Origin of the sequence: Burkholderia sp. AU33545 (assembly GCF_020419685.1) — a bacterium.
Taxonomy (GTDB): Bacteria; Pseudomonadota; Gammaproteobacteria; order Burkholderiales; family Burkholderiaceae; genus Burkholderia; species Burkholderia diffusa.
In genome coordinates this window covers 876,070-896,944 of the sequence record NZ_JAIZRQ010000002.1, presented here as the reverse complement: position 1 = coordinate 896,944, position 20,875 = coordinate 876,070, and the positions used below count along the sequence as shown (strand labels likewise).

Sequence of the window (20,875 nt, the reverse complement as noted above, 5' to 3'; positions counted from 1 at the left end):
CGCGCGTTCGCGCGTTCCGGCCCCGGGCGTCGCGGTCACTGGGCCACCACTGGGGAGAAGCATGGTATTGCTGCATGTGCTGTACGCGCTGGCCGGCGCGATGTCGATCGCCTGCGGGTTGGGCGTGTTGCTCGGCATTGCCTACACTGTCACGGCCAGCGTGCTCGTCGGCCGGTTCTTTTCGCGCGCGCGGGCGATGCCGCGCGATTATCCGGGCGTCACCGTCGCGAAACCGCTGCACGGCGACGAATGGAATCTCGTACAGCATCTTGAAAGCTTCTTCGTCCAGGATTATCCGGGGCCGGTACAGCATCTGTTCGGGGTGCACGATGCGGGCGACGCGGCGCTCGCGGCCGTCGAGACGCTGCGCGCGCGCTATCCGGACGCGAACATCAAGGTCGTCGCCGATGCGCGGTTGTACGGGCCGAACCGCAAGATCGCGAATCTCGTCAACATGCTCGAACATGCGGAGCATTCGGTGCTGTGTCTCGCCGACAGCGATGTGCTGGTCGAGCGCGATTATCTGCGTGCCGTCGTCGGCGCGCTACAGCAGCCGGAAGTCGGCATCGTGACGAGCGTGTATCGCGGCATCGCGTCGCCGGGCTTCTGGCCCGGTGTCGCCGTCGCGATGACGAACTACCATTTCCTGCCGGGCGTCATTACCGGGCTTTTCATCGGGCGCGCCCGTCCGTGCTTTGGCCAGACGATTGCGATCACGCGCGCAACGCTCGAACGCATCGGCGGGCTCGCGCGTTTCGCGCATCACCTGGCCGAGGATCACGCGCTCGGCGAAGCGGTGCGGCAGGTCGGCGCGCAGGTCGTCGTCCCGTCGTTCGTCGTCGGACATGCCTGTGTCGAAGAGACCTTCGCCAGCCTGTACGCGCACGAATTGCGCTGGAGCTGCACGATTCGCGCGGCGGACCGGCTCGGTCACGCCGGGTCGGTGCTGATGCACCCGGTGCCGCTCGCGCTGCTGGCCGTGCTGTTCTCCGGCGGCACGCGCGCCGCCTGCTGGCTGACGGTCGCGGCGCTCGCCGCGCGGGCGCTGCTGATGCTGAAAACGAGCCGTGCGACCGGTGCCGGGCTGCGCGGCGCCCTCTGGCTGCCGTTCGTCGATCTGCTGCAGTTCCTGGTGTTCGTGTCGAGCTTCTTCTCGTCGCACGTCGTCTGGCGCGGCACGCGCTTTCGCGTCGATCGCGAGGGCTTGCTGTCGCCGGCAGGGAAATCATGATGCACGACACGCATTTCGATGTCGAAGGCGCGGACCGGCGGTCCGCGCGTCGCGACGCACGGTTGCGGCATGCGGGGCGCGCGGCGGCGCTGGCCGGGCTGGTGCTCGCGGTATGGCTGATCTGGCGCGAGCATCCGCTGGAGATCCTGCACCGGTTGCGGATCGCCGGCGCCGGTTTGCTGATCGCCGCGCTGGCCCACATCCTGCCGATGCTCGCGAATGCGTGGGACTGGCGGATGCTGATCCGTGGCCCGCGCCGGCCGTCGTTCGCGACGATGCTCAAGCTCGTGTGGATCCGCGAATCGATCAACGGGCTGTTGCCGGTCGCGCGGATCGGCGGCGAGATCGTGTCGTTCAGCCTGCTGCGGCAGGCGGGCGTGCGCCCGGCGACCGCCGTGGCGAGCCTCGTCGCGGACATGCAGCTGACGCTGATCAGCCAGCTGGTGTTCGCGCTGGTCGCGATCGGCTACGTGCTCGAACACGTGTCGTCCGACGCCGCGCAGGTGGCCGCGCGCCTCGCCATCGGCATGGCGGCGCTCGTGCCGGTGCTGCTGCTGTTCGCGCTGGTTCAGCACGCGCGGCCGTTCGAGCGCGCGATGCGCGTGGTCAACCGCGTCACGAGCGGCAAGGTGGTGGCGCTGGTCGGCGAATCGGCACGCACCGATCAGTCGATCCGGATGATCTGGAGAAAGACGGGTATCGTCGTCCGCTATCTGGCGATCTGGCAGACGCTGCAATTTGTCGGCTATGCGCTGGAAATCTGGCTCGCGCTGCGTTTCCTCGGCGCCGATCCTACATTCGCGCAGGCGCTCGCGATCGAAGCGCTGATCCAGCTCCTGAGCAGCATCGCGTTCCTGATGCCCGGCGGGTTGGGCGTGCAGGAGGGCGGGTTCGTGCTGATCGGCGGGCTGCTCGGGTTCGACGCGACGACTTGCCTGGCGCTCGCCGGCGCGCGGCGCGTGCGCGACTTGCTGTTCTATCTGCCGGGCTTGCTGGCATGGCAGCATGCGGCCGGCGCGGCGCGCTCGCCGTACGAGGCGAAGCGCGCATCGATGCCCGTCGGGGAGTCCGCCGGGCCGCGCTGATGCGGCCCGACGTTGCCTGCCAGCCGGGCGGGAAGCGGCTCGCCGACGCGGCCGCGTGCCCCGCCGGGCGGCGCGGCCATCAACGCCGCTCGTCGGCGATGTAGCTGCGGATCACGTCCGCGAACGACGTGTCGCCCTTCAGTCCGAGCGCTTCGGCGCGCGCCGTGTCCCAGCGGCCCGGCCAGCTGCCGACGATCTTCTCGATGCGTTCGTCCGGCGCATGGCGAATCAGCTTCACGACGTCGTCGCCCGCGACTTCGCGCAGCGCCGCAATCATTTCGTCGACCGATACCGACAGGCCGGGCAGGTTGATCACGCGCTTGTTGCCGAGCTTCTCGCTGTCGATTTCGCAACCCGCGACGAGCGCGTCGATCGCGCAGCGCGGCGACAGCAGCCACAGCCGCGTCGAACCGGGCACCGGGCATACGCTTTCCTCGCCGTTCAGCGGTTCGCGGATGATACCGCTCGCGAACGACGACGCGGCCGCGTTCGGGCGACCCGGCCGCACGCTGATGGTCGGCAGCCGCAGCACGCGGCCGTCGACGAAGCCGCGCCGTGCGTAGTCGCACAGCAACAGTTCGGCGATCGCCTTTTCCGCGCCGTACGACGATTGCGGATTCAGCGCGGTGTCGTCCTGCACGACGTCGGGCAACACGCCGCCGTAGACGGCCACCGAGCTCGTGAACACGACGCGCGGACGATGGCCACGCGCGCGGCACACTTCGAGCAGCGTGCGCGACGCGTCGAGATTGATCCGCATGCCGAGATCGAAATCGGCTTCGGCCTGCCCGCTGACGATTGCCGCGAGATGGAAGATCGCGCCCGTCTGCGCGTCGATCGCGCTTTCGAGCACCGTGCGATCGGCGATGTCGCCGACGATCGACGTCACGCGGGCGTCGCCGAAATCGCTGCCCTTCACGACGTCGAGCAGCACCAGCTCGTCGATCTTGCCGGTCCGGCCGTCGGGGCCGGTCAGTTCGCCGCGCTCGAGCAGCTTGCGCGCGAGACGCTGGCCGAGAAAGCCGGCGCCGCCGGTGATCAGTACTTTCATGTTGTGAGCCCTCTTCGAAATGCCTGGATTACAGATAAGGCTTGAGCCAGCCAAGCCCTTCGGACGTGCCGGCCTTCGGGCGATACTCGCAGCCGATCCAGCCGTCGTAGCCGAGCGCGTCGATCAGCGCGAACAGATACGGGTAGTTGAGTTCGCCGATGTCCGGCTCGTGACGCTCGGGCACGCCGGCGATCTGGATGTGGCCGATGCCCGCGAAATCGCGCTTGAGCTTCATCGCAAGGTCGCCCTCGACGATCTGGCAGTGATAGCAGTCGAACTGCACCTTCAGGTTCGGCGCGCCGACTTCCGCGCGGATGTCATGCGCATCGTCCTGGCGGCTCAGGAAATAGCCGGGCATGTCGCGCTGGTTGATCGGCTCGATCAGAATCGTCATGCCATGCGCGCCCGCCGCCTGCGCCGCATGCCGCAGGTTTGCCACGTAGGTATCGCGATGGCGCGCGCGGTCGGCGCCCGGCGCGACCATCCCGGCCATCACGTGCAGCTTCTTGTTGCCGAGTACGCGCGCATAGTCGAGCGCCTGGTCGATGCCGCGCCGGAACTCGTCCTCGCGGCCCGGCAGCGACGCGATCCCGCGTTCGCCGGCGGCCCAGTCGCCGGGCGGCGCGTTGAACAGCGCCTGCTCGAGGTTGTGCGCGTCGAGGCGTGCGCGGATGTCCTCGGCGGCGAAGTCGTACGGGAACAGGTACTCGACGGCCTTGAAGCCGTCGTACGAGGCAGCGGCGAAGCGTTCGAGGAACGCGTGCTCGGTGTACATCATCGAGAGGTTGGCGGCGAAGCGGGGCATGGCAGCGGTTCCTGTGAATGAATGGGGCAGGGCGCACGGCGCCCCGCGTCGAATGACGGATCAGCGGTTCACGAGTTTCGCGGGCGTGAGCCACACGGCGATCGCGCCGATCACCAGCATGGCGGCCAGCACGTACATGCCGGACGCCGTGCTGTGCGTGGCGTCCTTCAGGTAGCCGATCACGTACGGGCTCGCGAACCCGGCGAGGTTGCCGACCGAGTTGATGATCGCGATCCCGGCGGCCGCGGCGGAGCCGGCGAGAAACGCGGTCGGCAGCGACCAGAACAGCGGTGCGCAGGTCAGCACGCCGCCCGCCGCGAGCGACAGGAACACGATCGACACCGCCGTATTGTGCGAGTACGACGCGGCGACCGCAAACCCGACCGCGCCCATCAGCGCCGGCACGATCAGGTGCCAGCGGCGTTCGCGGCGCTTGTCCGCGCTGTGGCCGAACAGGTTCATCACGACGATCGCGACGACGAACGGAATCGCCGACAGCAGGCCGATCTGCAACGTATCGGTGATGCCGGTCGACTTGACGAGCGTCGGCATCCAGAACGTGAGACCGTACTGGCCGGTGACGAACGCGAAGTAGATCAGCGACATCCACCACATGCGCGGGTCGGAGAACACGGCCTTCAGCGAATGGCCGTGTTTCTGCTGTTCCTGCGGCTGCGCGGCGATTTCATCCTCGAGGATCTGCTTCTCGCGCTCGTCGAGCCATTTCGCACTGCGGATGCTGTTGTCGAGATACAGGATCGTCGCGATGCCGACCAGCACGGCCGGCACGGCCTCGATCATGAACATCCATTGCCAGCCGTGGAAGCCCGAGCCGCCGTGAAAGCGCTCCATGATCCAGCCCGACAGCGGGTTGCCGAAGATGCCCGACACCGGGATCGCCGACATGAACACCGCGATGATCTTCGCGCGGCGATGCGACGGGAACCAGTACGTGAGGTACAGGATCACGCCCGGATAGAAGCCGGCTTCGGCGAGACCGAGCAGGAAGCGCAGCACGTAGAACTGCGTCGGCGTCTTCACGAACGCGAACAGCGCGGACAGCAGGCCCCACGTGATCATGATCCGCGCGATCCAGATGCGCGCGCCGATGCGGTGCATCAGCATGTTGCTCGGCAGCTCGAACAGGAAGTAGCCGAGGAAGAAGATGCCGGCGCCGAGGCCGAACACGGTTTCGCTGAACGCGAGGTCCTGCGACATCTGCAGCTTCGCGAAGCCGACGTTGACGCGGTCGAGATACGCGACCACGTAGCAGAGCATCAGGAACGGCACGATGCGCCAGAACACTTTCTTGTAGGTGCGGTCGAGTTCGGCCGATTGGGCGGGCGCGGCGGGCGAGCGGCCTGCGGCCGCGTCGAGAGCAGTCATTGTCGTCTCCTGGGATGTCATGTGCCGGCGGCGCGCACGCCGCCGGATTGTGTCGTGTGTGCTGATGGAGGGGCCCGCGCACACGGCGGGCATGGTACTCGGTTCGTAGTCCTGCGTGATCCGGACGCGATGCGTTGCGTTACCAGCGTGCGCCGAAGGTCTGGCGCAGCTCGTCGAGCGCCGCGTCGGACAACGGCTTGGGCTTCGGGTTCGTCATCAGCCAGAGCCGCGCGGTTTCCTCGAGCTCCTCGAGCGCGTACGACGCGTGCGACACCGACTGCCCCCACATCACCGGGCCGAGGCGGTCGAGCAGCACGCCGCGCACCTGGTCGGCGAGCGCCGCGACTTCGGCCGCGACCGCCGGGTCGCCGGGGCGGCGATAGCGGATCAGCGGAATGTGGCCGACCTTCATCACGTAGTACGGCGTGATCGGCGGCAGCACGTCGGTGTCGCGCCACACGCCCGCGAGCGTCAGCGCAACCAGGTGCGTCGAATGCGTGTGGACGATGCCGTTTGCTTCCGCGTTGCGCGCGTAGATGCCGCGATGCAGCGCGAGCGTCTTCGACGGCTTGCCGCCCGATACGGGCTGGCCGTCCAGGCCGACCTTCGCGATGTCGTTCGGGTCGAGCCGGCCGAGGCAGGCGTCGGTCGGTGTGATCAGCCAGCCGTCATCCAGACGCGCGCTGATGTTGCCGGCGCTGCCGACCGCGTGGCCGCGTGCGTACAGGCTCGCGCCGACGACGCAGATCTCCTCGCGCAGTTTCGTTTCGTGGCTCATCATGCGGCTCCGTCGAGCGCGCGCAGCGCCTTGTCGAAAAAGTCCACCGTGCCGAAGTTGCCGGATTTCAGCGCGAGGCCGAGCGGCTGCGCGTCGATGGTGGCCGTCGCCGGCACGCCCGGATCGATTTGCGCACCGATCTGCAGCGACTTCACGTCGAGCGCTTGCACGACCGCGCCGGACGTCTCGCCGCCGGCAACGACGAACTTGCGCACGCCGAGGTCGCGCAAGCCCCTCGCGATCGCCGCGAGCGTGCTCTCGACGAGTTGGCCGGCCGCCTCGACGCCGAGCGCCTGCTGGACGGCCTTCACTTCGTCGGGCGTCGCGGTCGCGTAGATCAGCACGGGTTGGGGCAGGTGCGAGCGCGCGAATGCCAGTGCCGCGTCGACGACGGGTTCGCCGCGCGAGGCCGCGAGCGGGTCGATCCGGAAGCTCGGGCGGCTTTCGCGCCACGCGGCGACCTGGGCGTTGGTCGCCTTCGAAGCGCTGCCGGCGAGCACGGCGGACAACCCGTCGATGCGCGGCAGCGAGGCTGCGTTGTCGCGCTCGGGCAGTTGATCAGCGCGGCGGAAATTCGCGGGCAGGCCGAGGGCGACGCCCGAGCCGCCGGTGACGAGCGGCAGGTCCGTGCACGCTTCGCCGAGCACGTAGAGGTCGCGATCCGACAACGCGTCGGCGATCGCGAAGCGCGCGCCTTCCGCGCGCAGCTGCTCGATCCGCGCGCGCACGGCGGCTGCGCCCAGGGCGATCGTGTCGTAGCGGATCAGGCCGACATGCGACTTCGTTTGCCGCTGCAGCACGCGCACGAGGTTCGCGTCCTTCATCGGCGTGAGCGGGTGGTTCTCCATGCCGGATTCGTTCAGCAGCACGTCGCCGACGAACAGATGGCCGCGGAAGATCGTGCGCCCGTTCTCCGGGAACGCCGGACACGCGATCGCGAAGCCGCCGCCAACCGCATCGAGCAGCGCATCGGCGACGGGCCCGATGTTGCCCGCGTCGGTCGAGTCGAACGTTGAGCAGTACTTGAAGAAGAATTGCCGGCAGCCCTGTGCGCGCAGCCATTCATGGGCGGCGAGCGATTGCGCGACGGCGTCGGCGGCGGGAATCGTGCGCGACTTCAGCGCGACGACGATCGCGTCGGCGTCGATTGCGGCGTCGCCGGCGGGCACGCCGATCGTCTGCACGGTACGCATGCCGCTCTTGACGAGCATGTTCGCGAGATCGGTCGCGCCGGTGAAATCGTCGGCGATGCAGCCGAGCAGGGGACGGGAAGCGGAAGCGGTCATGGCAGGAACGTCGTTCGAATCAGCGGGCGGGCGGCAGCGTGATGCCGGGGAAAGTCTTGATCACGGCGGAATCGTCCTCGCCGCCGTGGCCGGCGCTCGACGCGCTCATGAACATCTGGTGCGCGGTGGCCGACAGCGGCAGCGGGAACTTGCTGCGCCGCGCGGTATCGAGCACGAGGCCGAGATCCTTCACGAAGATGTCGACGGCGGACAGCGGCGTGTAGTCGCCGTTCAGGATGTGCGGCACGCGGTTCTCGAACATCCACGAGTTGCCGGCGCTGTGCGTGATCACGTCGTACAGCGCGTCGGCATCGACGCCTTCGCGCAGGCCGAGCGCCATCGCCTCGGCGGCCGCCGCGATGTGCACGCCGGCCAGCAGTTGATTGATGATCTTCACCTTCGAGCCGATGCCGTGCGCGTCGCCGAGGCGATACACCTTGCCGGCGATCGCGTCGAGCACGTCGTCGCAGGCCGCGTAGGCGGCGGCGGGGCCCGACGTCATCATCGTCATCTCGCCGGAGGCCGCGCGCGCGGCGCCGCCGGACACCGGCGCGTCGAGCATTTGCAGGCTCGCGGCCTCGATGCGCGCGCCGAGCGCGACGGCGAAATCGGGTGCGACGGTCGCGCTCGCGATCACGACGCCGCCGGGCTTCATCGCCGCGACCGCGCCGTGCTCGCCGAACAGCACCGTTTCGGTCTGCGCGGCATTGACGACGAGTGTGACGACGACATCGCACCGCGCGCCGAGTTCGGCCGGGCTCGCACAGGGCACGCCGCCTTCGGCCGCGAACGCCTGCAGCACGGTGTCGCGCACGTCGCATGCATGCACGCGGAACCCCGCGCGCAGCAGCGAGCGGGCGACGCCGAGGCCCATCGCTCCGAGGCCGATGACTCCAACATTTCGTGACATGGTCAACCTTGATCGATTCGGGAAGAGGTTCGGGACAACGACGGCACCGGATTGGCCCGGGCCGCCGCATTCAGCAATCGTTCATCAGCAGATGCCGGCTTCCGCGAGACGGCGGGCGGCGTTGTACATGTGCGTGCGCGCCGCGTTGCGTGCCGCCATCGGGTCGCGCGCGCGGATCGCGTCGGCGATCGCCGCGTGTTCCTCGCGCACCTGCCGCGAGAAATCCTCGCGCGTCGCCTCGTTGCGCCGCGTGACCTTCACGCCGGCCTCGAGGTACTGGTTCAGGAACTGCAGTGTCTTCAGGAAATACGGGTTGCCGGTGACGGCCGCGATCGTGCGGTGGAACGCGACGTCTTCTGCGACGCCGTCGCGCCCTTCGGCCACCGCATCGTCGATCTTGCGCAGCGCGTCGTCGATGTCGGCCATGTCGTCGGCCGTGTGGTGCAGCGCGGCTTCGGCCGCGACTTCAGCCTCGATCGCGCGGCGCACCGCGAGAAGGTGCGGCAGCGAGCTGGCCTCGACGGCCTCCGCGTAGTCGATCCGCAGCGGCCGGATTGCGCCGTGCTGGTTCACGTACACGCCGCTGCCCTGGCGCGGCTCGACCACGCCTTCGTTCTTCAGCCGCGAGATCGCTTCGCGGATCACGGTGCGGCTCACGCCGAATTCCTGCGCGAGGACGGCTTCCGTCGGCAGCTTGCCGGTGGCCGAGAAACTGCCGACTTCGATCTGCTTCAGCAGCTGCTGCGCGACGTGGTCGCTCATCGCACGGGCGGGAATTTTCTCGAACATGGCGCTCAGGTTTGTAAGGTGATGTGGTCATCATACAAATTTGAAGGTGCGTCAGCATCCGGGATAACCCTCGGTCAATGGGCTGTAACGTCGGTGAAATTGACTGGAACCGGTTCCAATTGACCTGAAACTGCCGCGATCGTGTGTGGCGTCGAGGCGTGGGCAGGGGAAGGAAAGGGGACGCGCGCCGGCGGCGCGCGCGACCGTCAGTCGGCGATGTCTTCGACGGGATCGGGATCAGCCGCCATCGGTGCGCCGGCCTCCGCGCTGTCCCCGCCGCGCTCGCGATAGGTCGCCGGCGGCACGCCGAATTGCTTGCGGAACTCCCGGCCGAGGTGCGACGCGTCGGCGAACCCGCAACTCGACGCGATATCGGCGACGGTGCGGTCGGAGCTGGTCAGCAGCCAGGCGGCCGTGCGCAATCGCACCTGCTTCGCGAACGCCTGCGGGCTCTTGCCCGTTTCGGCCTTGAACAGCCGCTCGAGCTGGCGCGTCGACATGTCGAGCTTGCACGCGAGTTCCTCGAGCGGCAGCGCGCGGCCGACATGCTGTTCCATCAGGAGAATCGCGCGCTTGACCTTCGGGTGCGTGGCCGGCTCGAGGCCCGGCGGATGCGGCTGCGGCGCATTGCCCTTCTGCATCTCGCCGACGAGCAGGATGCGCAGTGCCTTCTGCACGGTCGCATGATCGAAATGGCGCAGCAGGACCGCGGCGGCGACGTCGATCGACGCACGCCCGCCCGAGCAGGTGATCCGTCGCCGGTCGATCACGAACAGGCGATCGGCGATCAGCATGTCGGGATCGGCGTGCGGGAAGCGCTCGATGAAATCCCAGTAGTGGAACCAGCTCACGCAGGTGCGGTAGCCGTCGAGCACGTTCGCGCGCATCAGCGTGAACACGCCCGTGCAGATCCCGACGAGCGTCGCGCCGCCCGTCGCCGCGCGGCGGATGAAGTCGAGCGTTTCGGGGCCGGCTTGCGGCCCCGAATGCAGCAGGCCGCCGACCACGACGACGTAGTCGAACGGCTCGGCGCTCTCGAAGGTTTCCCACGGCGTGATCTGGATCCCGCAACTCGCGCGCACCGGCGCCAGCGTCTCGCCGATCACGCTCCACGCGCAGCGCACCGGCTTGCTGTAGTCGCCGTCGTCGGCCGACAGCCGCAGCATGTCGACGAAACCCGAGAAGGCCGTGAGCGTGAAGTTCGGCAGCAGCACGATGCCGAAACGGATGCGCTGCGGCGCGGGTTCGGCGAGGGGGGAAGCGGGTACGTCGGGTGTCATCGCGGTCAATCTCGTCACGCCGGGAAGGCGGGTCTCACTCGTTGCAATCTGTTCGCGGGCACGGTTGCCGGCTGGCGCGGACCCCGGCCGACTTGTGGTTTTTCGTCGCCAACCATCGTCAAAACGCACTTTCCGGCCGTCCTGCGCGGGGCTTGGCGGCGGTATCCCACGCCGATGCCGTTTTTGTTCTATCGGCCAATTTTACGCTTTGATGTACTGATGCCAACGACATTTCACGTACGCCCACCCAGAGGAAGTCAGATGAACGTCAGCGCGTTCGACCTGTTCAAGATCGGTATCGGCCCGTCCAGCTCGCATACGGTTGGCCCGATGATCGCCGCGTGCCGCTTCGCGTCGCACATCGAGGACGCGAACCTGCTCGGCTTCGTGCGCCGCGTGCGGGTCGAACTATACGGCTCGCTCGGTGCAACGGGCAAGGGCCACGGCACGGACAAGGCGGTGCTGCTCGGCCTCGAGGGCCATCTGCCCGACACGATCGATCCGGACCTGATCGAGCCGCGGCTCGCGGCGATCCGCGCGGAGAAGTCGCTGGCGCTGCTCGGCAAGCAGACGATTCGCTTCGACGAGAAGGAGAACATCGGCTTCTATCGCAAGCTGATGAGCGGCACCAGCATCGTGCATCCGAACGGGATGCGCTTCCAGGCGTTCGACGAGCACGGCCAGTTGCTCGTCGAGAAGGAGTATTACTCGATCGGCGGCGGCTTCGTCGTGAACCGCGACGGCGATCGCGTGAACGGCGTACGTGCTGCGGCCGAAGTGCCGTATCCGTTCCGCACGGGCGACGACCTGATGCGCCAGTGCCGCGAACACGGGCTGTCGATCGCCGAGCTGATGCTGCGCAACGAATCCACGCTGCGTCCGGAAGACGAAGTGCGCGCCGGGCTGCTCGCGATCTGGCGCACGATGGCCGCATGCGTCGAGCGCGGCTGCAAGGTCGAGGGCGAACTGCCGGGCCCGATGCGCGTGAAGCGCCGCGCGGCCGAACTGAACGGGCGCCTGCGGGCGCGTTCGGAGGAGTCGCTGCGCGATCCGCTGTCGATGCTCGACTGGGTCAACCTGTATGCGATGGCCGTCAACGAGGAGAACGCGGCGGGCGGCCGGGTCGTCACCGCGCCCACGAACGGCGCGGCCGGCGTGATCCCCGCGGTGCTGCACTACTACGTGAAGTTCGTGCCGGGCTCGAACGAAGCCGGCATCGTCGAATTCCTGCTGACGGCCGCGGCGATCGGGATCATCTACAAGGAAACGGCGTCGATCTCGGGCGCGGAAGTCGGCTGCCAGGGCGAAGTGGGCGTCGCGTGCTCGATGGCCGCGGCCGCGCTCGCCGCGGTGATGGGCGGCACGCCCGACCAGGTCGAGAACGCGGCCGAGATCGGGATGGAGCACAACCTCGGCATGACCTGCGATCCGGTCGGCGGGCTCGTGCAGATTCCGTGCATCGAACGCAACGCGATGGGCGCGATCAAGGCGCTGAACGCATCGCGGATGGCGCTCAAGGGTAACGGCCAGCACTACGTATCGCTCGATTCGGTGATCAAGACGATGCGCGAGACGGGTGCCGACATGAAGACGAAATACAAGGAAACGTCGCGCGGCGGTCTTGCCGTGAACGTCATCGAATGCTAACGAAGGATCACTAACATGAGCCGCTACTCGATATTCAGCCTGTTCCGCAACGGCCTCTCGTATCACGAGAACTGGGAAAAGCAGTGGAAGAGCCCGGAACCGAAGAAGGAATACGACGTCGTGATCGTCGGCGGCGGCGGCCACGGCCTCGCGACCGCCTACTACCTCGCGAAGGAGCACGGCATCACGAACGTCGCGATCCTCGAGAAGGGCTGGATCGGCGGCGGCAACACCGCGCGCAACACGACGATCGTGCGCTCGAACTATCTGTGGGACGAATCGGCCGCGCTGTACGAGAAGGCGATGAAGCTGTGGGAAGGGCTGTCGCAGGACCTCAACTACAACGTGATGTTCAGCCAGCGCGGCGTGATGAACCTCGCGCACACGCTGCAGGACGTGCGTGACACCGAGCGTCGCGTGAACGCGAACCGCCTGAACGGCGTCGACGCCGAATTCCTGACGCCCGCGCAGATCAAGGAAATCGAGCCGACGATCAACCTGAACAGCCGCTACCCGGTGCTCGGCGCATCGATCCAGCGCCGTGCGGGCGTCGCGCGTCACGACGCGGTGGCCTGGGGCTTCGCCCGCGGCGCCGACCGCGCCGGCGTCGACATCATCCAGAACTGCCAGGTGACGGGCATTCGTCGCGAAGGCGGCGCGGTGGTCGGCGTCGATACGGTGAAGGGTTTCATCAAGGCGAAGAAGGTCGCGGTGGTCGCAGCCGGCAACACGACGACGCTCGCCGACATGGCCGGCGTGCGCCTGCCGATCGAGAGCCACCCGCTGCAGGCGCTGGTGTCCGAGCCGATCAAGCCGGTGGTCAACTCGGTGATCATGTCGAACGCGGTGCACGCGTACATCAGCCAGTCCGACAAGGGCGACCTCGTGATCGGCGCGGGTATCGACCAGTACACGGGCTTCGGCCAGCGCGGCAGCTTCCACATCATCGAAAGCACGCTGCAGGCGATCGTCGAGATGTTCCCGGTGTTCTCGCGCGTGCGGATGAACCGCCAGTGGGGCGGCATCGTCGACGTGTCGCCGGACGCGTGCCCGATCATCACCAAGACCGACGTGAAGGGCCTCTACTTCAACTGCGGCTGGGGCACCGGCGGCTTCAAGGCGACGCCGGGCTCGGGCTGGGTGTTCGCGCACACGATCGCCCGCGACGAACCGCATCCGCTGAACGCGCCGTTCGCGCTCGACCGCTTCTACACGGGCCACCTGATCGACGAGCACGGCGCAGCCGCCGTCGCGCACTGACCCCCGCACTGAACGAGGAGAAAGAAACATGTTGCTGATCGAATGTCCGTGGTGCGGGCCGCGCGCCGAATCCGAGTTCACGTGCGGCGGTGAAGCCGACATCGTGCGCCCGGTTGCGAACGAGAACATGACCGACCGCGAATGGGGCGAATACGTGTTCATGCGCGAGAACAAGCGCGGTATCCACCGCGAGCAGTGGCTGCACACGCAGGGCTGCCGCCGCTGGTTCAAGGTCACGCGCGACACGGTGACCTACGATATCAAGGGCTACGAAAAGTTCGGCGGCGCAGCCGCCGGCAACGCACACGAAGAGGGCACGAGCAAATGAGCCAGAAAGACCGCCTCGGCACCGGTGGCCGCATCAATCGCGCGATTCCGCTGACGTTCACGTTCAACGGCCGCACGTATCAGGGCTTCCAGGGCGACACGCTCGCGTCCGCGCTGCTCGCGAACGGCGTGCACTTCGTCGCGCGCAGCTTCAAGTACCACCGTCCGCGCGGGATCGTGACGGCGGACGTCGCGGAACCGAATGCCGTCGTGCAGCTCGAGACCGGCCCGTACACGGTGCCGAACGCGCGCGCGACCGAGATCGAGCTGTACCAGGGCCTCGTCGCGACGAGCGTGAACGCCGAGCCGTCGCTCGAGAACGACAAGTACGCGATCAACCAGAAGTTCTCGCGTTTCATGCCGGCCGGGTTCTACTACAAGACCTTCATGTGGCCGCGCAACATGTGGCCGAAGTACGAGGAGAAGATCCGCGAGGCCGCCGGCCTCGGCAAGGCGCCCGAGGTGCTCGACGCCGATCGCTACGACAAATGCTACGCGCACTGCGACGTGCTCGTGGTCGGCGGTGGCCCGTCGGGCCTCGCCGCCGCGCATGCGGCCGCGACGGCCGGCGCGCGCGTGATCCTCGTCGACGACCAGCGCGAGCTCGGCGGCAGCCTGCTGTCGTGCCGCGCGGAAATCGACGCGAAGCCGGCACTGCAGTGGGTCGAGAAGATCGAGGCCGAACTGCGCAAGCTGCCCGACGTGACGATCCTGTCGCGCAGCACCGCGTTCGGTTATCAGGACCACAACCTCGTGACGGTCACGCAGCGCCTGACCGATCACCAGCCGGTGTCGATGCGCAAGGGCACGCGCGAGCTGCTGTGGAAGGTCCGCGCGAAGCGCGTGATCCTCGCGACCGGCGCGCACGAGCGTCCGATCGTGTTCGGCAACAACGACCTGCCGGGCGTGATGCTCGCCGGCGCGGTGTCCACCTACGTGCATCGCTACGGCGTGCTGCCGGGCCGCAACGTGGTCGTGTTCACGAACAACGACCGTGCGTACCAGACCGCGCTCGACCTGAAGGCGTGCGGCGCGAAGGTGACGGTCGTCGATTCGCGTGCGTCGTCGAACGGCGCGCTGCCCGCGGCCGCGAAGCGGCAGGGCGTGACGGTGATGAGCGGTGCAGTCGTGACGGCTGCTTCGGGTAAGTGGCGCGTATCGTCGGTCGACGTCGCGTCCTACACGAACGGCCAGACCGGCGGCAAGCTGCAGTCGCTGCCGTGCGACCTCGTCGCGATGTCGGGCGGCTTCAGCCCGGTGCTGCACCTGTTCGCGCAGTCGGGCGGCAAGGCGTGCTGGAACGACGAGAAGGCCTGCTTCCTGCCGGGCAAGCCCGTGCAGGCTGAAGCGAGCATCGGTGCGGCCGCTGGCGAGTTCGGTCTCGCCCGTGCGCTGCGGCTCGCGGTCGACGCGGGCGCCGAAGCGGCGAAGGCAGCGGGCTTCACGGCCGCGCAGCGCCCCGTCGCGCCGCAGGTCGCGGAAGCCGTCGAAGGCGCGCTGCAGCCGTTGTGGCTCGTCGGCAGCCGCGAGGCCGCCGCACGCGGGCCGAAGCAGTTCGTCGACTTCCAGAACGACGTGGCGGCCGCCGACATCCTGCTGGCCGCGCGCGAAGGTTTCGAGTCGGTCGAGCACGTGAAGCGCTACACCGCGATGGGCTTCGGCACCGACCAGGGCAAGCTCGGCAACATCAACGGGATGGCGATCCTCGCGCAGGCGCTGGGCAAGACGATTCCGGAAACGGGCACGACGACGTTCCGCCCGAACTACACGCCCGTGTCGTTCGGTACGTTCGCGGGCCGCGAGACCGGCGACTTCCTCGACCCGATCCGCAAGACGGCCGTGCACGAATGGCACGTCGAGCACGGTGCGATGTTCGAAGACGTCGGCAACTGGAAGCGGCCGTGGTATTTCCCGAAGAACGGCGAGGACCTGCATGCGGCCGTGAAGCGCGAATGCCTGGCGGTGCGCAACAGCGTCGGCATCCTCGACGCGTCGACGCTCGGCAAGATCGACATCCAGGGTCCGGATGCAGTGAAGCTGCTGAACTGGATGTACACGAACCCCTGGAACAAGCTCGAGATCGGCAAGTGCCGCTACGGGCTGATGCTCGACGAAAACGGGATGGTGTTCGACGACGGCGTGACGGTGCGCCTCGCCGACCAGCATTTCATGATGACGACCACCACCGGCGGCGCGGCGCGCGTGCTCACGTGGCTGGAGCGCTGGCTGCAGACCGAGTGGCCCGACATGAAGGTGCGGCTCGCGTCCGTCACCGATCACTGGGCGACGTTCGCGGTGGTCGGCCCGAAGAGCCGCAAGGTCGTGCAGAAGGTGTGCCAGGACATCGACTTCGGCAACGACGCGTTCCCGTTCATGAGCTACCGGAACGGCACCGTCGCGGGCGTGAAGGCGCGCGTGATGCGGATCAGCTTCTCCGGCGAACTTGCGTATGAAGTGAACGTGCCGGCCAATGCGGGCCGCGCGGTGTGGGAAGCGCTGATGGCGGCCGGTGCCGAGTTCGACATCACGCCGTACGGCACCGAGACGATGCACGTGCTGCGCGCGGAGAAGGGCTACATCATCGTCGGCCAGGATACCGACGGCTCGGTCACGCCGTATGACCTCGGGATGGGCGGGCTCGTCGCGAAGTCGAAGGACTTCCTCGGCAAGCGTTCGCTGTCGCGCTCCGATACGTCGAAGGAAGGCCGCAAGCAGTTCGTCGGCCTGCTGACCGAGGACGAACAGTTCGTGCTGCCCGAAGGCGCGCAGATCATCGCGAAGGACACGCAGGTGTCGGCGGTCGATCCGACGCCGATGATCGGCCACGTGACGTCGAGTTATTACAGCCCGATCCTGAAGCGCTCGATCGCGCTGGCGGTGGTGAAGGGCGGCCTGAACAAGATGGGCGAGAGCGTCGTGATTCCGCTGGCCAACGGCAAGCGCGTCACCGCGAAGATCTCGAGCCCGGTTTTCTACGATACCGAAGGGGTGCGCCAGCATGTGGAATGAAACGAGAAACCAGTCGCAAGTGGCGGGCGCGGGCGTGAGGCTTGAATCGCCGTTCGTCGGCGCGGCGGATGTGCTGAAGGCGCATCAGGCGCGCGCATCGAAGAAGTTCATGCTGCGCGAGCGGGCCTTCCTCGATCTCGTGAACGTGCGCGGCGAGCTGAGCGACCCGGCATTCGTCAGCGCGTTCGAGCGCGTGGTCGGTTGCCGGCCGCCGTCGGCACCGAACACGGTGGCGCGCGGCGCCGAGTACGACGTGTTGTGGCTCGGTCCCGACGAGTGGCTCGTGCGCTCGAACGGGCCCGTGCAGGCGGGCGTGCTCGAGGCGCAACTCGCGGAGGCCGTGCAGGGTTCGTATGCGGCGGCGGTCGACGTCGGCAGCGGCTACACGGTCGTCGAAGTCAGCGGCGAACGCGTGCGCGACGTGATCGCGCGCGGCTGCCCGCTCGATCTGCATCCGCGCGTGCTCAAGCCGGGCCAGTGTGCGCAGTCGCACTACTTCAAGTCGCCGATCACGCTGATCCCGACCGGCGACGATACGTTCGAGATCGTCCTGCGTCGCAGCTTCGCCGACTATTTCGTGCGCATCATGCTCGACGCCGCGGCGCCGCTCGCGTCATGAAGCCGTTCGACGAACCGTTCGTGGCGATCGACGCGCCGCGCCTGCGCGGGCGCGGCTGGAGCGTGTTCGTCGACGAACTGAAGGTGCCCGCGCGGATCGGCATCCACGCGCACGAGCACGAGGCGCCGCAGCCGATCGTGATCGATGCGCGGCTCGGGTATCGCTGCGAGCCGAGCGAGCAGGGCGAGTGGATCGACTACGACGGTTACTGTGCACGCGTCGCGTCGTTCCTGTCGCACAAGCCGCATACGCGGCTGCTCGAAACGCTCGTCGCCGATCTCGCGGTGATGTCGTTCCGCGAATGGCCCGCGCTGGAGTCGCTGACGCTGTCGATGTACAAGCCGAAGATCCGTCCGGGGACGAAGCGCGTCGGCGTGTCGCTCGACTGGACGCGTGGGGATTACCTGCGGTGGACGGGGGCGGCGGGGCAGCTGTAACGGGCTGAGCGGCCCGTATCGTTCCAGGGCGGCGCGTCATGACGAAGTCACGACGCGCCGTTTCTCTTTGCAGCGCCTATGCCGCGCCGCTCAGCGCCGGATAGTCGACATACCCGCGTGCATCGCCGCCGAAGAACGTCTCGCGCTGCGCGTCGTTCATCGGCGCGCCCGTCTTCACGCGCGTCACGAAATCCGGATTGGCGAGCACCATCTGGCCATACGCTTCGAGATCGGCGAGACCCGATGCCACATCGGCACCGATCGCGTCGCGCGTGCGCCCCGGGCGGTTCAGGATCAGCGTGCCGCGCCAGCGCGCACGCAGGTCCGCGAGCAGCGATTCATCGCCCTGATGCATCACGTGCAAATAGGCGAGGCCGAGCGCGTCGAGCTGCGTCGCCAGGTAGCGGTAAAGCTCGGCGCTTTCCGGACCTTCGTCGATCCCCCACAGCGTGGTGCCGGGCGACAGGCGGATCGCCGTGCGATCCGCGCCGATCTCGTCGGCGATCGCGGCAGCGACTTCGATCGCGAAGCGCGCGCGATTCGCGATCGATCCGCCGTATTCGTCGGTGCGCGTGTTGGCGTTCGGCGCGAAGAACTGCTGGACCAGATACCCGTTCGCACCGTGAATCTCGACGCCGTCGGCGCCGGCCTCGATCGCGCGTCGCGCGGCGAAGCGGAAGTCGTTCACGGTGTCGCGCACCTCGGCCGTCGTCAGTGCGCGCGGCGCCGGAATCTCCTGCATGCCCGTCGCCGTGAACATCGGCACGCCCGGCGCGATCGCCGACGGCGCGACGCCTTGTCGGTGGTGCGGCGTGTTGTCGGGATGCGACATGCGGCCCACGTGCATCAGCTGGATGAACAGGCGGCCGCCGCGCGCATGCACGTCGTCGCTGATCCTCTTCCAGCCGGCGACGTGTGCGTCGGTATAAATACCCGGCGTCGTCAGGTAGCCCTGGCCGTCGGCCGACGGTTGCGTGCCCTCGGTGACGATCAGCCTGAGGCCCGCGCGCTGCGCGTAGTACTCGGCGGCCCACGCGCCGGGCGTACCGTCGAACGCGGCGCGGCTGCGCGTCATCGGCGCCATCACGAGGCGGTTGTCGAGCGTGTACCGGCCGACGCGCACCGGGGTGAACAGTTGCGGCGTGTCCTGGTCGGTCGGGGCCGGAACGAACAGTTGTTTCATCGCGTTTTCCTCATCGAAGTTCGGGATGCGCCACCGGGGCGATGCCGCATCGGGCGGCGGCCGCGCGCGTTGCGCCGGCCTCGCCGCCACGTCAGCATCATCCATTGCTTCCTTTTCGAGATAAACCGGGTATCGTGGAGATCATTGATCCATTGATGGAGCAGTCGACATGGAACTGCTGAACGACATGGCGCTGTTCGTGGAGGTCGTGAAGGCGCACGGCTTTCGTAGTGCCGCCCAGACGCTGGGGATGCCGAATTCGACGTTGTCGCGGCGGATCGGCGCGCTGGAAAAGGCGATCGGCCTGCGATTGCTGCATCGCACGACGCGCCGGATCGAGCTCACGGAGGCCGGGCAGCTGTACTTCGAGCGCTGCAAGCGCATCGTCGACGAGGCGCGGCTCGCGCACGAGCAGCTCGGCGGGCTGCTGGCCGAACCGTCCGGGGTGCTGCGCGCGTCGTTTCCGGTCGATTTCGCGGTGATCTACCTGACGCCGCTGGTCGTCGAATTCGCGGAACGATATCCGAAGCTGACGTTCGATTTCGAGCTGACGTCGAGGCGCGTCGACCTGGTGAGCGAGCCGTTCGACGTCGCGATCCGCATCGGCGAATCCGCGGATTCGCAGCTCGTCGCGCGGCGGCTCGCGACGTTGCGCAGCAACCTGTATGCGTCGCCACGCTATCTCGAACGTTCGGGCGAGCCGCTCGAACCAGGCGACCTGACGCGCCATCAGTGTCTGAGCGTGCAACGCGTCACCGCGTGGACGCTGCGTCGCGGCGAGCGCACGGTCGACGTGCCGGTGGGCGGGCGGTTCGTCGTCAACAGCGTCGGCATGAACCGGCAACTGGCCGTGCACGACGCGGGGATCATCCAGTTGCCGGAGGAAGTGGTGGCCGACGACGTGGTCGCCGGCCGGCTGCGCCGCGTGCTACCGGAATGGGAGGGCACCCCGGTGCCCATCTATGCGATGACCGAAACGCGTTTGCTGCCCGCGAAAACGCAGCATTTCATCGAATTTCTGCGCGCGCATTTCGCACGCGAGTGAGCGGCGGTACGTGCCGTCGTGCGTCCCGCCGCTGGCGGATACGCAGGTACGCGCGGTGCGTAGCGTGAGGTGCGCTTACTTCGCGTTGCGGTTCGCGGCGGGCGCCGCGGTCGACAGATCGCTGACCGGCATCATGCGCGCGTTCGTATCGTTCGCGCCTTTCGCGCCGTCTTCGGGTTCGAGCACGAAGCGGAACGTGTCGACCCGCTGCATCACCTTCGCCGCATACGCATTCGATCCGCCGTAGCTTTTCAACCCGGCCTGCACGTTGCCGCCGGCCGCCCGCACATAGCCCGACAGAATCTTCGAGCCGGCTTCGACGTTCGCATTCGGTTCGGTCAGGTCTTTCACGTTGCGCAGCATGCCGCGGTGCGCGGAAGGCACGACCTGCATCAGTCCGGTCGCGCCACGCTGGCCGCGCGCCTTTTCCTGGAAGCGCGATTCGATCGAGATAATGGCGTAAACGAGTGCCGGAGGCAGCGAATATTTCGTCGCAGTCATGTTCACGATATCGGCGAGTTTCGCGGCGCGCTCTCTCGCGACGCCGAATTTCTTCGTCAGGTAGGACGTGATGCGACGGTTTGCTTCGTTGGGCTGATCGTTCGCGAGCGGGACGGAGGCCTCGGTCGGCGCGGATGCGGCGGCTTCGGGCGCGGAGGCAGGCAATGCGGGCGCCTGCTGCGCCGAGGCCTGGTGCGCGATGCCGAGCGAAAACACGATCAGCCAGAGAAACCGTCGTCGCATGGT

At 67.6% G+C, this 20,875-nt stretch carries 19 protein-coding genes; 9 read left to right on the top strand and 10 right to left on the bottom strand.

All coding sequences use genetic code 11. The features are described from left to right. The first annotated feature begins 61 nt into the window (after positions 1–61). Complete coding sequence (hpnI, locus tag LGM71_RS09960; RefSeq protein ID WP_124901077.1) at positions 62–1,231, top strand: bacteriohopanetetrol glucosamine biosynthesis glycosyltransferase HpnI; 1,170 nt, start codon at positions 62–64, stop codon at positions 1,229–1,231. After that, positions 1,228–2,316: a lysylphosphatidylglycerol synthase domain-containing protein gene (locus LGM71_RS09955; protein WP_226114751.1), complete on the top strand. Its 1,089-nt coding sequence runs from the start codon at positions 1,228–1,230 to the stop codon at positions 2,314–2,316. Before hpnI ends, LGM71_RS09955 begins: the two co-directional genes overlap by 4 nt. Before the next feature lie 79 nt (positions 2,317–2,395). Here LGM71_RS09955 and denD read toward each other — a convergent pair whose 3' ends face one another. The 8 genes from denD to LGM71_RS09915 all read right to left on the bottom strand — a co-directional run bounded on the left by denD (position 2,396) and on the right by LGM71_RS09915 (position 10,601). Then, the gene (denD, locus tag LGM71_RS09950) at positions 2,396–3,367 is read right to left on the bottom strand and encodes a D-erythronate dehydrogenase (RefSeq protein ID WP_226114750.1); all 972 of its coding nucleotides are present in this window, start codon (positions 3,365–3,367) and stop codon (positions 2,396–2,398) included. 28 nt (positions 3,368–3,395) lie between these two features. Further along, positions 3,396–4,172 (bottom strand): 2-oxo-tetronate isomerase, encoded by a 777-nt coding sequence (otnI, locus tag LGM71_RS09945; protein WP_226114749.1) that lies wholly within the window; start codon positions 4,170–4,172, stop codon positions 3,396–3,398. Positions 4,173–4,232: 60 nt separating this feature from the next. Next, positions 4,233–5,558 carry an MFS transporter gene (locus LGM71_RS09940; RefSeq protein ID WP_170296397.1) on the bottom strand — a complete coding sequence of 442 codons (1,326 nt, stop codon included), beginning with the start codon at positions 5,556–5,558 and terminating at the stop codon, positions 4,233–4,235. Between the two features lie 139 nt (positions 5,559–5,697). Beyond that, positions 5,698–6,339, bottom strand: a complete 642-nt coding sequence (locus LGM71_RS09935) for an aldolase (protein WP_226114748.1) — start codon at positions 6,337–6,339, stop codon at positions 5,698–5,700. Further along, on the bottom strand, positions 6,336–7,622 hold the full coding sequence (gene otnK, locus LGM71_RS09930; protein ID WP_226114747.1) for a 3-oxo-tetronate kinase: 1,287 nt from the start codon (positions 7,620–7,622) through the stop codon (positions 6,336–6,338). The genes LGM71_RS09935 and otnK overlap by 4 nt, the downstream gene beginning before the upstream one ends. A gap of 19 nt (positions 7,623–7,641) precedes the next feature. Further along, a complete protein-coding gene (gene ltnD / locus LGM71_RS09925) occupies positions 7,642–8,532 on the bottom strand; it encodes an L-threonate dehydrogenase (protein ID WP_226114746.1) in 891 nt (296 codons plus the stop codon). An 84-nt stretch (positions 8,533–8,616) separates the two neighbouring features. Then, positions 8,617–9,321 carry a FadR/GntR family transcriptional regulator gene (locus LGM71_RS09920; protein WP_059452152.1) on the bottom strand — a complete coding sequence of 235 codons (705 nt, stop codon included), beginning with the start codon at positions 9,319–9,321 and terminating at the stop codon, positions 8,617–8,619. A 206-nt stretch (positions 9,322–9,527) separates the two neighbouring features. Further along, positions 9,528–10,601: a GlxA family transcriptional regulator gene (locus LGM71_RS09915; protein WP_226114745.1), complete on the bottom strand. Its 1,074-nt coding sequence runs from the start codon at positions 10,599–10,601 to the stop codon at positions 9,528–9,530. A gap of 261 nt (positions 10,602–10,862) precedes the next feature. On the opposite strand from LGM71_RS09915, the gene LGM71_RS09910 reads away from it, so the two are divergent. The 6 genes from LGM71_RS09910 to LGM71_RS09885 are packed head-to-tail and all read left to right on the top strand — an operon-like array spanning position 10,863 to position 17,900. Continuing rightward, on the top strand, positions 10,863–12,248 hold the full coding sequence (locus LGM71_RS09910; RefSeq protein WP_059600290.1) for an L-serine ammonia-lyase: 1,386 nt from the start codon (positions 10,863–10,865) through the stop codon (positions 12,246–12,248). A gap of 15 nt (positions 12,249–12,263) precedes the next feature. After that, entirely contained in the window at positions 12,264–13,508 is a 1,245-nt protein-coding gene (locus LGM71_RS09905) for a sarcosine oxidase subunit beta family protein (RefSeq protein ID WP_006480591.1), read from the top strand. Positions 13,509–13,536: 28 nt separating this feature from the next. After that, a complete protein-coding gene (locus LGM71_RS09900; RefSeq protein WP_059534095.1) occupies positions 13,537–13,836 on the top strand; it encodes a sarcosine oxidase subunit delta in 300 nt (99 codons plus the stop codon). Beyond that, complete coding sequence (locus tag LGM71_RS09895) at positions 13,833–16,844, top strand: sarcosine oxidase subunit alpha family protein (protein WP_226114744.1); 3,012 nt, start codon at positions 13,833–13,835, stop codon at positions 16,842–16,844. The genes LGM71_RS09900 and LGM71_RS09895 overlap by 4 nt, the downstream gene beginning before the upstream one ends. Continuing rightward, positions 16,834–17,463, top strand: coding sequence for a sarcosine oxidase subunit gamma (locus LGM71_RS09890; protein ID WP_124901085.1), 630 nt, complete (start codon positions 16,834–16,836; stop codon positions 17,461–17,463). Before LGM71_RS09895 ends, LGM71_RS09890 begins: the two co-directional genes overlap by 11 nt. Further along, the gene (locus tag LGM71_RS09885) at positions 17,460–17,900 is read left to right on the top strand and encodes a dihydroneopterin aldolase (protein WP_059452158.1); all 441 of its coding nucleotides are present in this window, start codon (positions 17,460–17,462) and stop codon (positions 17,898–17,900) included. The genes LGM71_RS09890 and LGM71_RS09885 overlap by 4 nt, the downstream gene beginning before the upstream one ends. A 76-nt stretch (positions 17,901–17,976) precedes the next feature. On the opposite strand, the gene LGM71_RS09880 is transcribed toward LGM71_RS09885, so the two are convergent. Then, positions 17,977–19,083, bottom strand: a complete 1,107-nt coding sequence (locus tag LGM71_RS09880; RefSeq protein WP_226114743.1) for an alkene reductase — start codon at positions 19,081–19,083, stop codon at positions 17,977–17,979. Positions 19,084–19,252: 169 nt separating this feature from the next. Here LGM71_RS09880 and LGM71_RS09875 point away from each other — a divergent pair, with 169 nt between their 5' ends. Continuing rightward, entirely contained in the window at positions 19,253–20,128 is an 876-nt protein-coding gene (locus LGM71_RS09875) for a LysR family transcriptional regulator (RefSeq protein WP_226114742.1), read from the top strand. A 75-nt stretch (positions 20,129–20,203) separates the two neighbouring features. On the opposite strand, the gene LGM71_RS09870 is transcribed toward LGM71_RS09875, so the two are convergent. After that, the gene (locus tag LGM71_RS09870; RefSeq protein WP_124901088.1) at positions 20,204–20,872 is read right to left on the bottom strand and encodes a lytic transglycosylase domain-containing protein; all 669 of its coding nucleotides are present in this window, start codon (positions 20,870–20,872) and stop codon (positions 20,204–20,206) included. Positions 20,873–20,875: the final 3 nt, after the last annotated feature.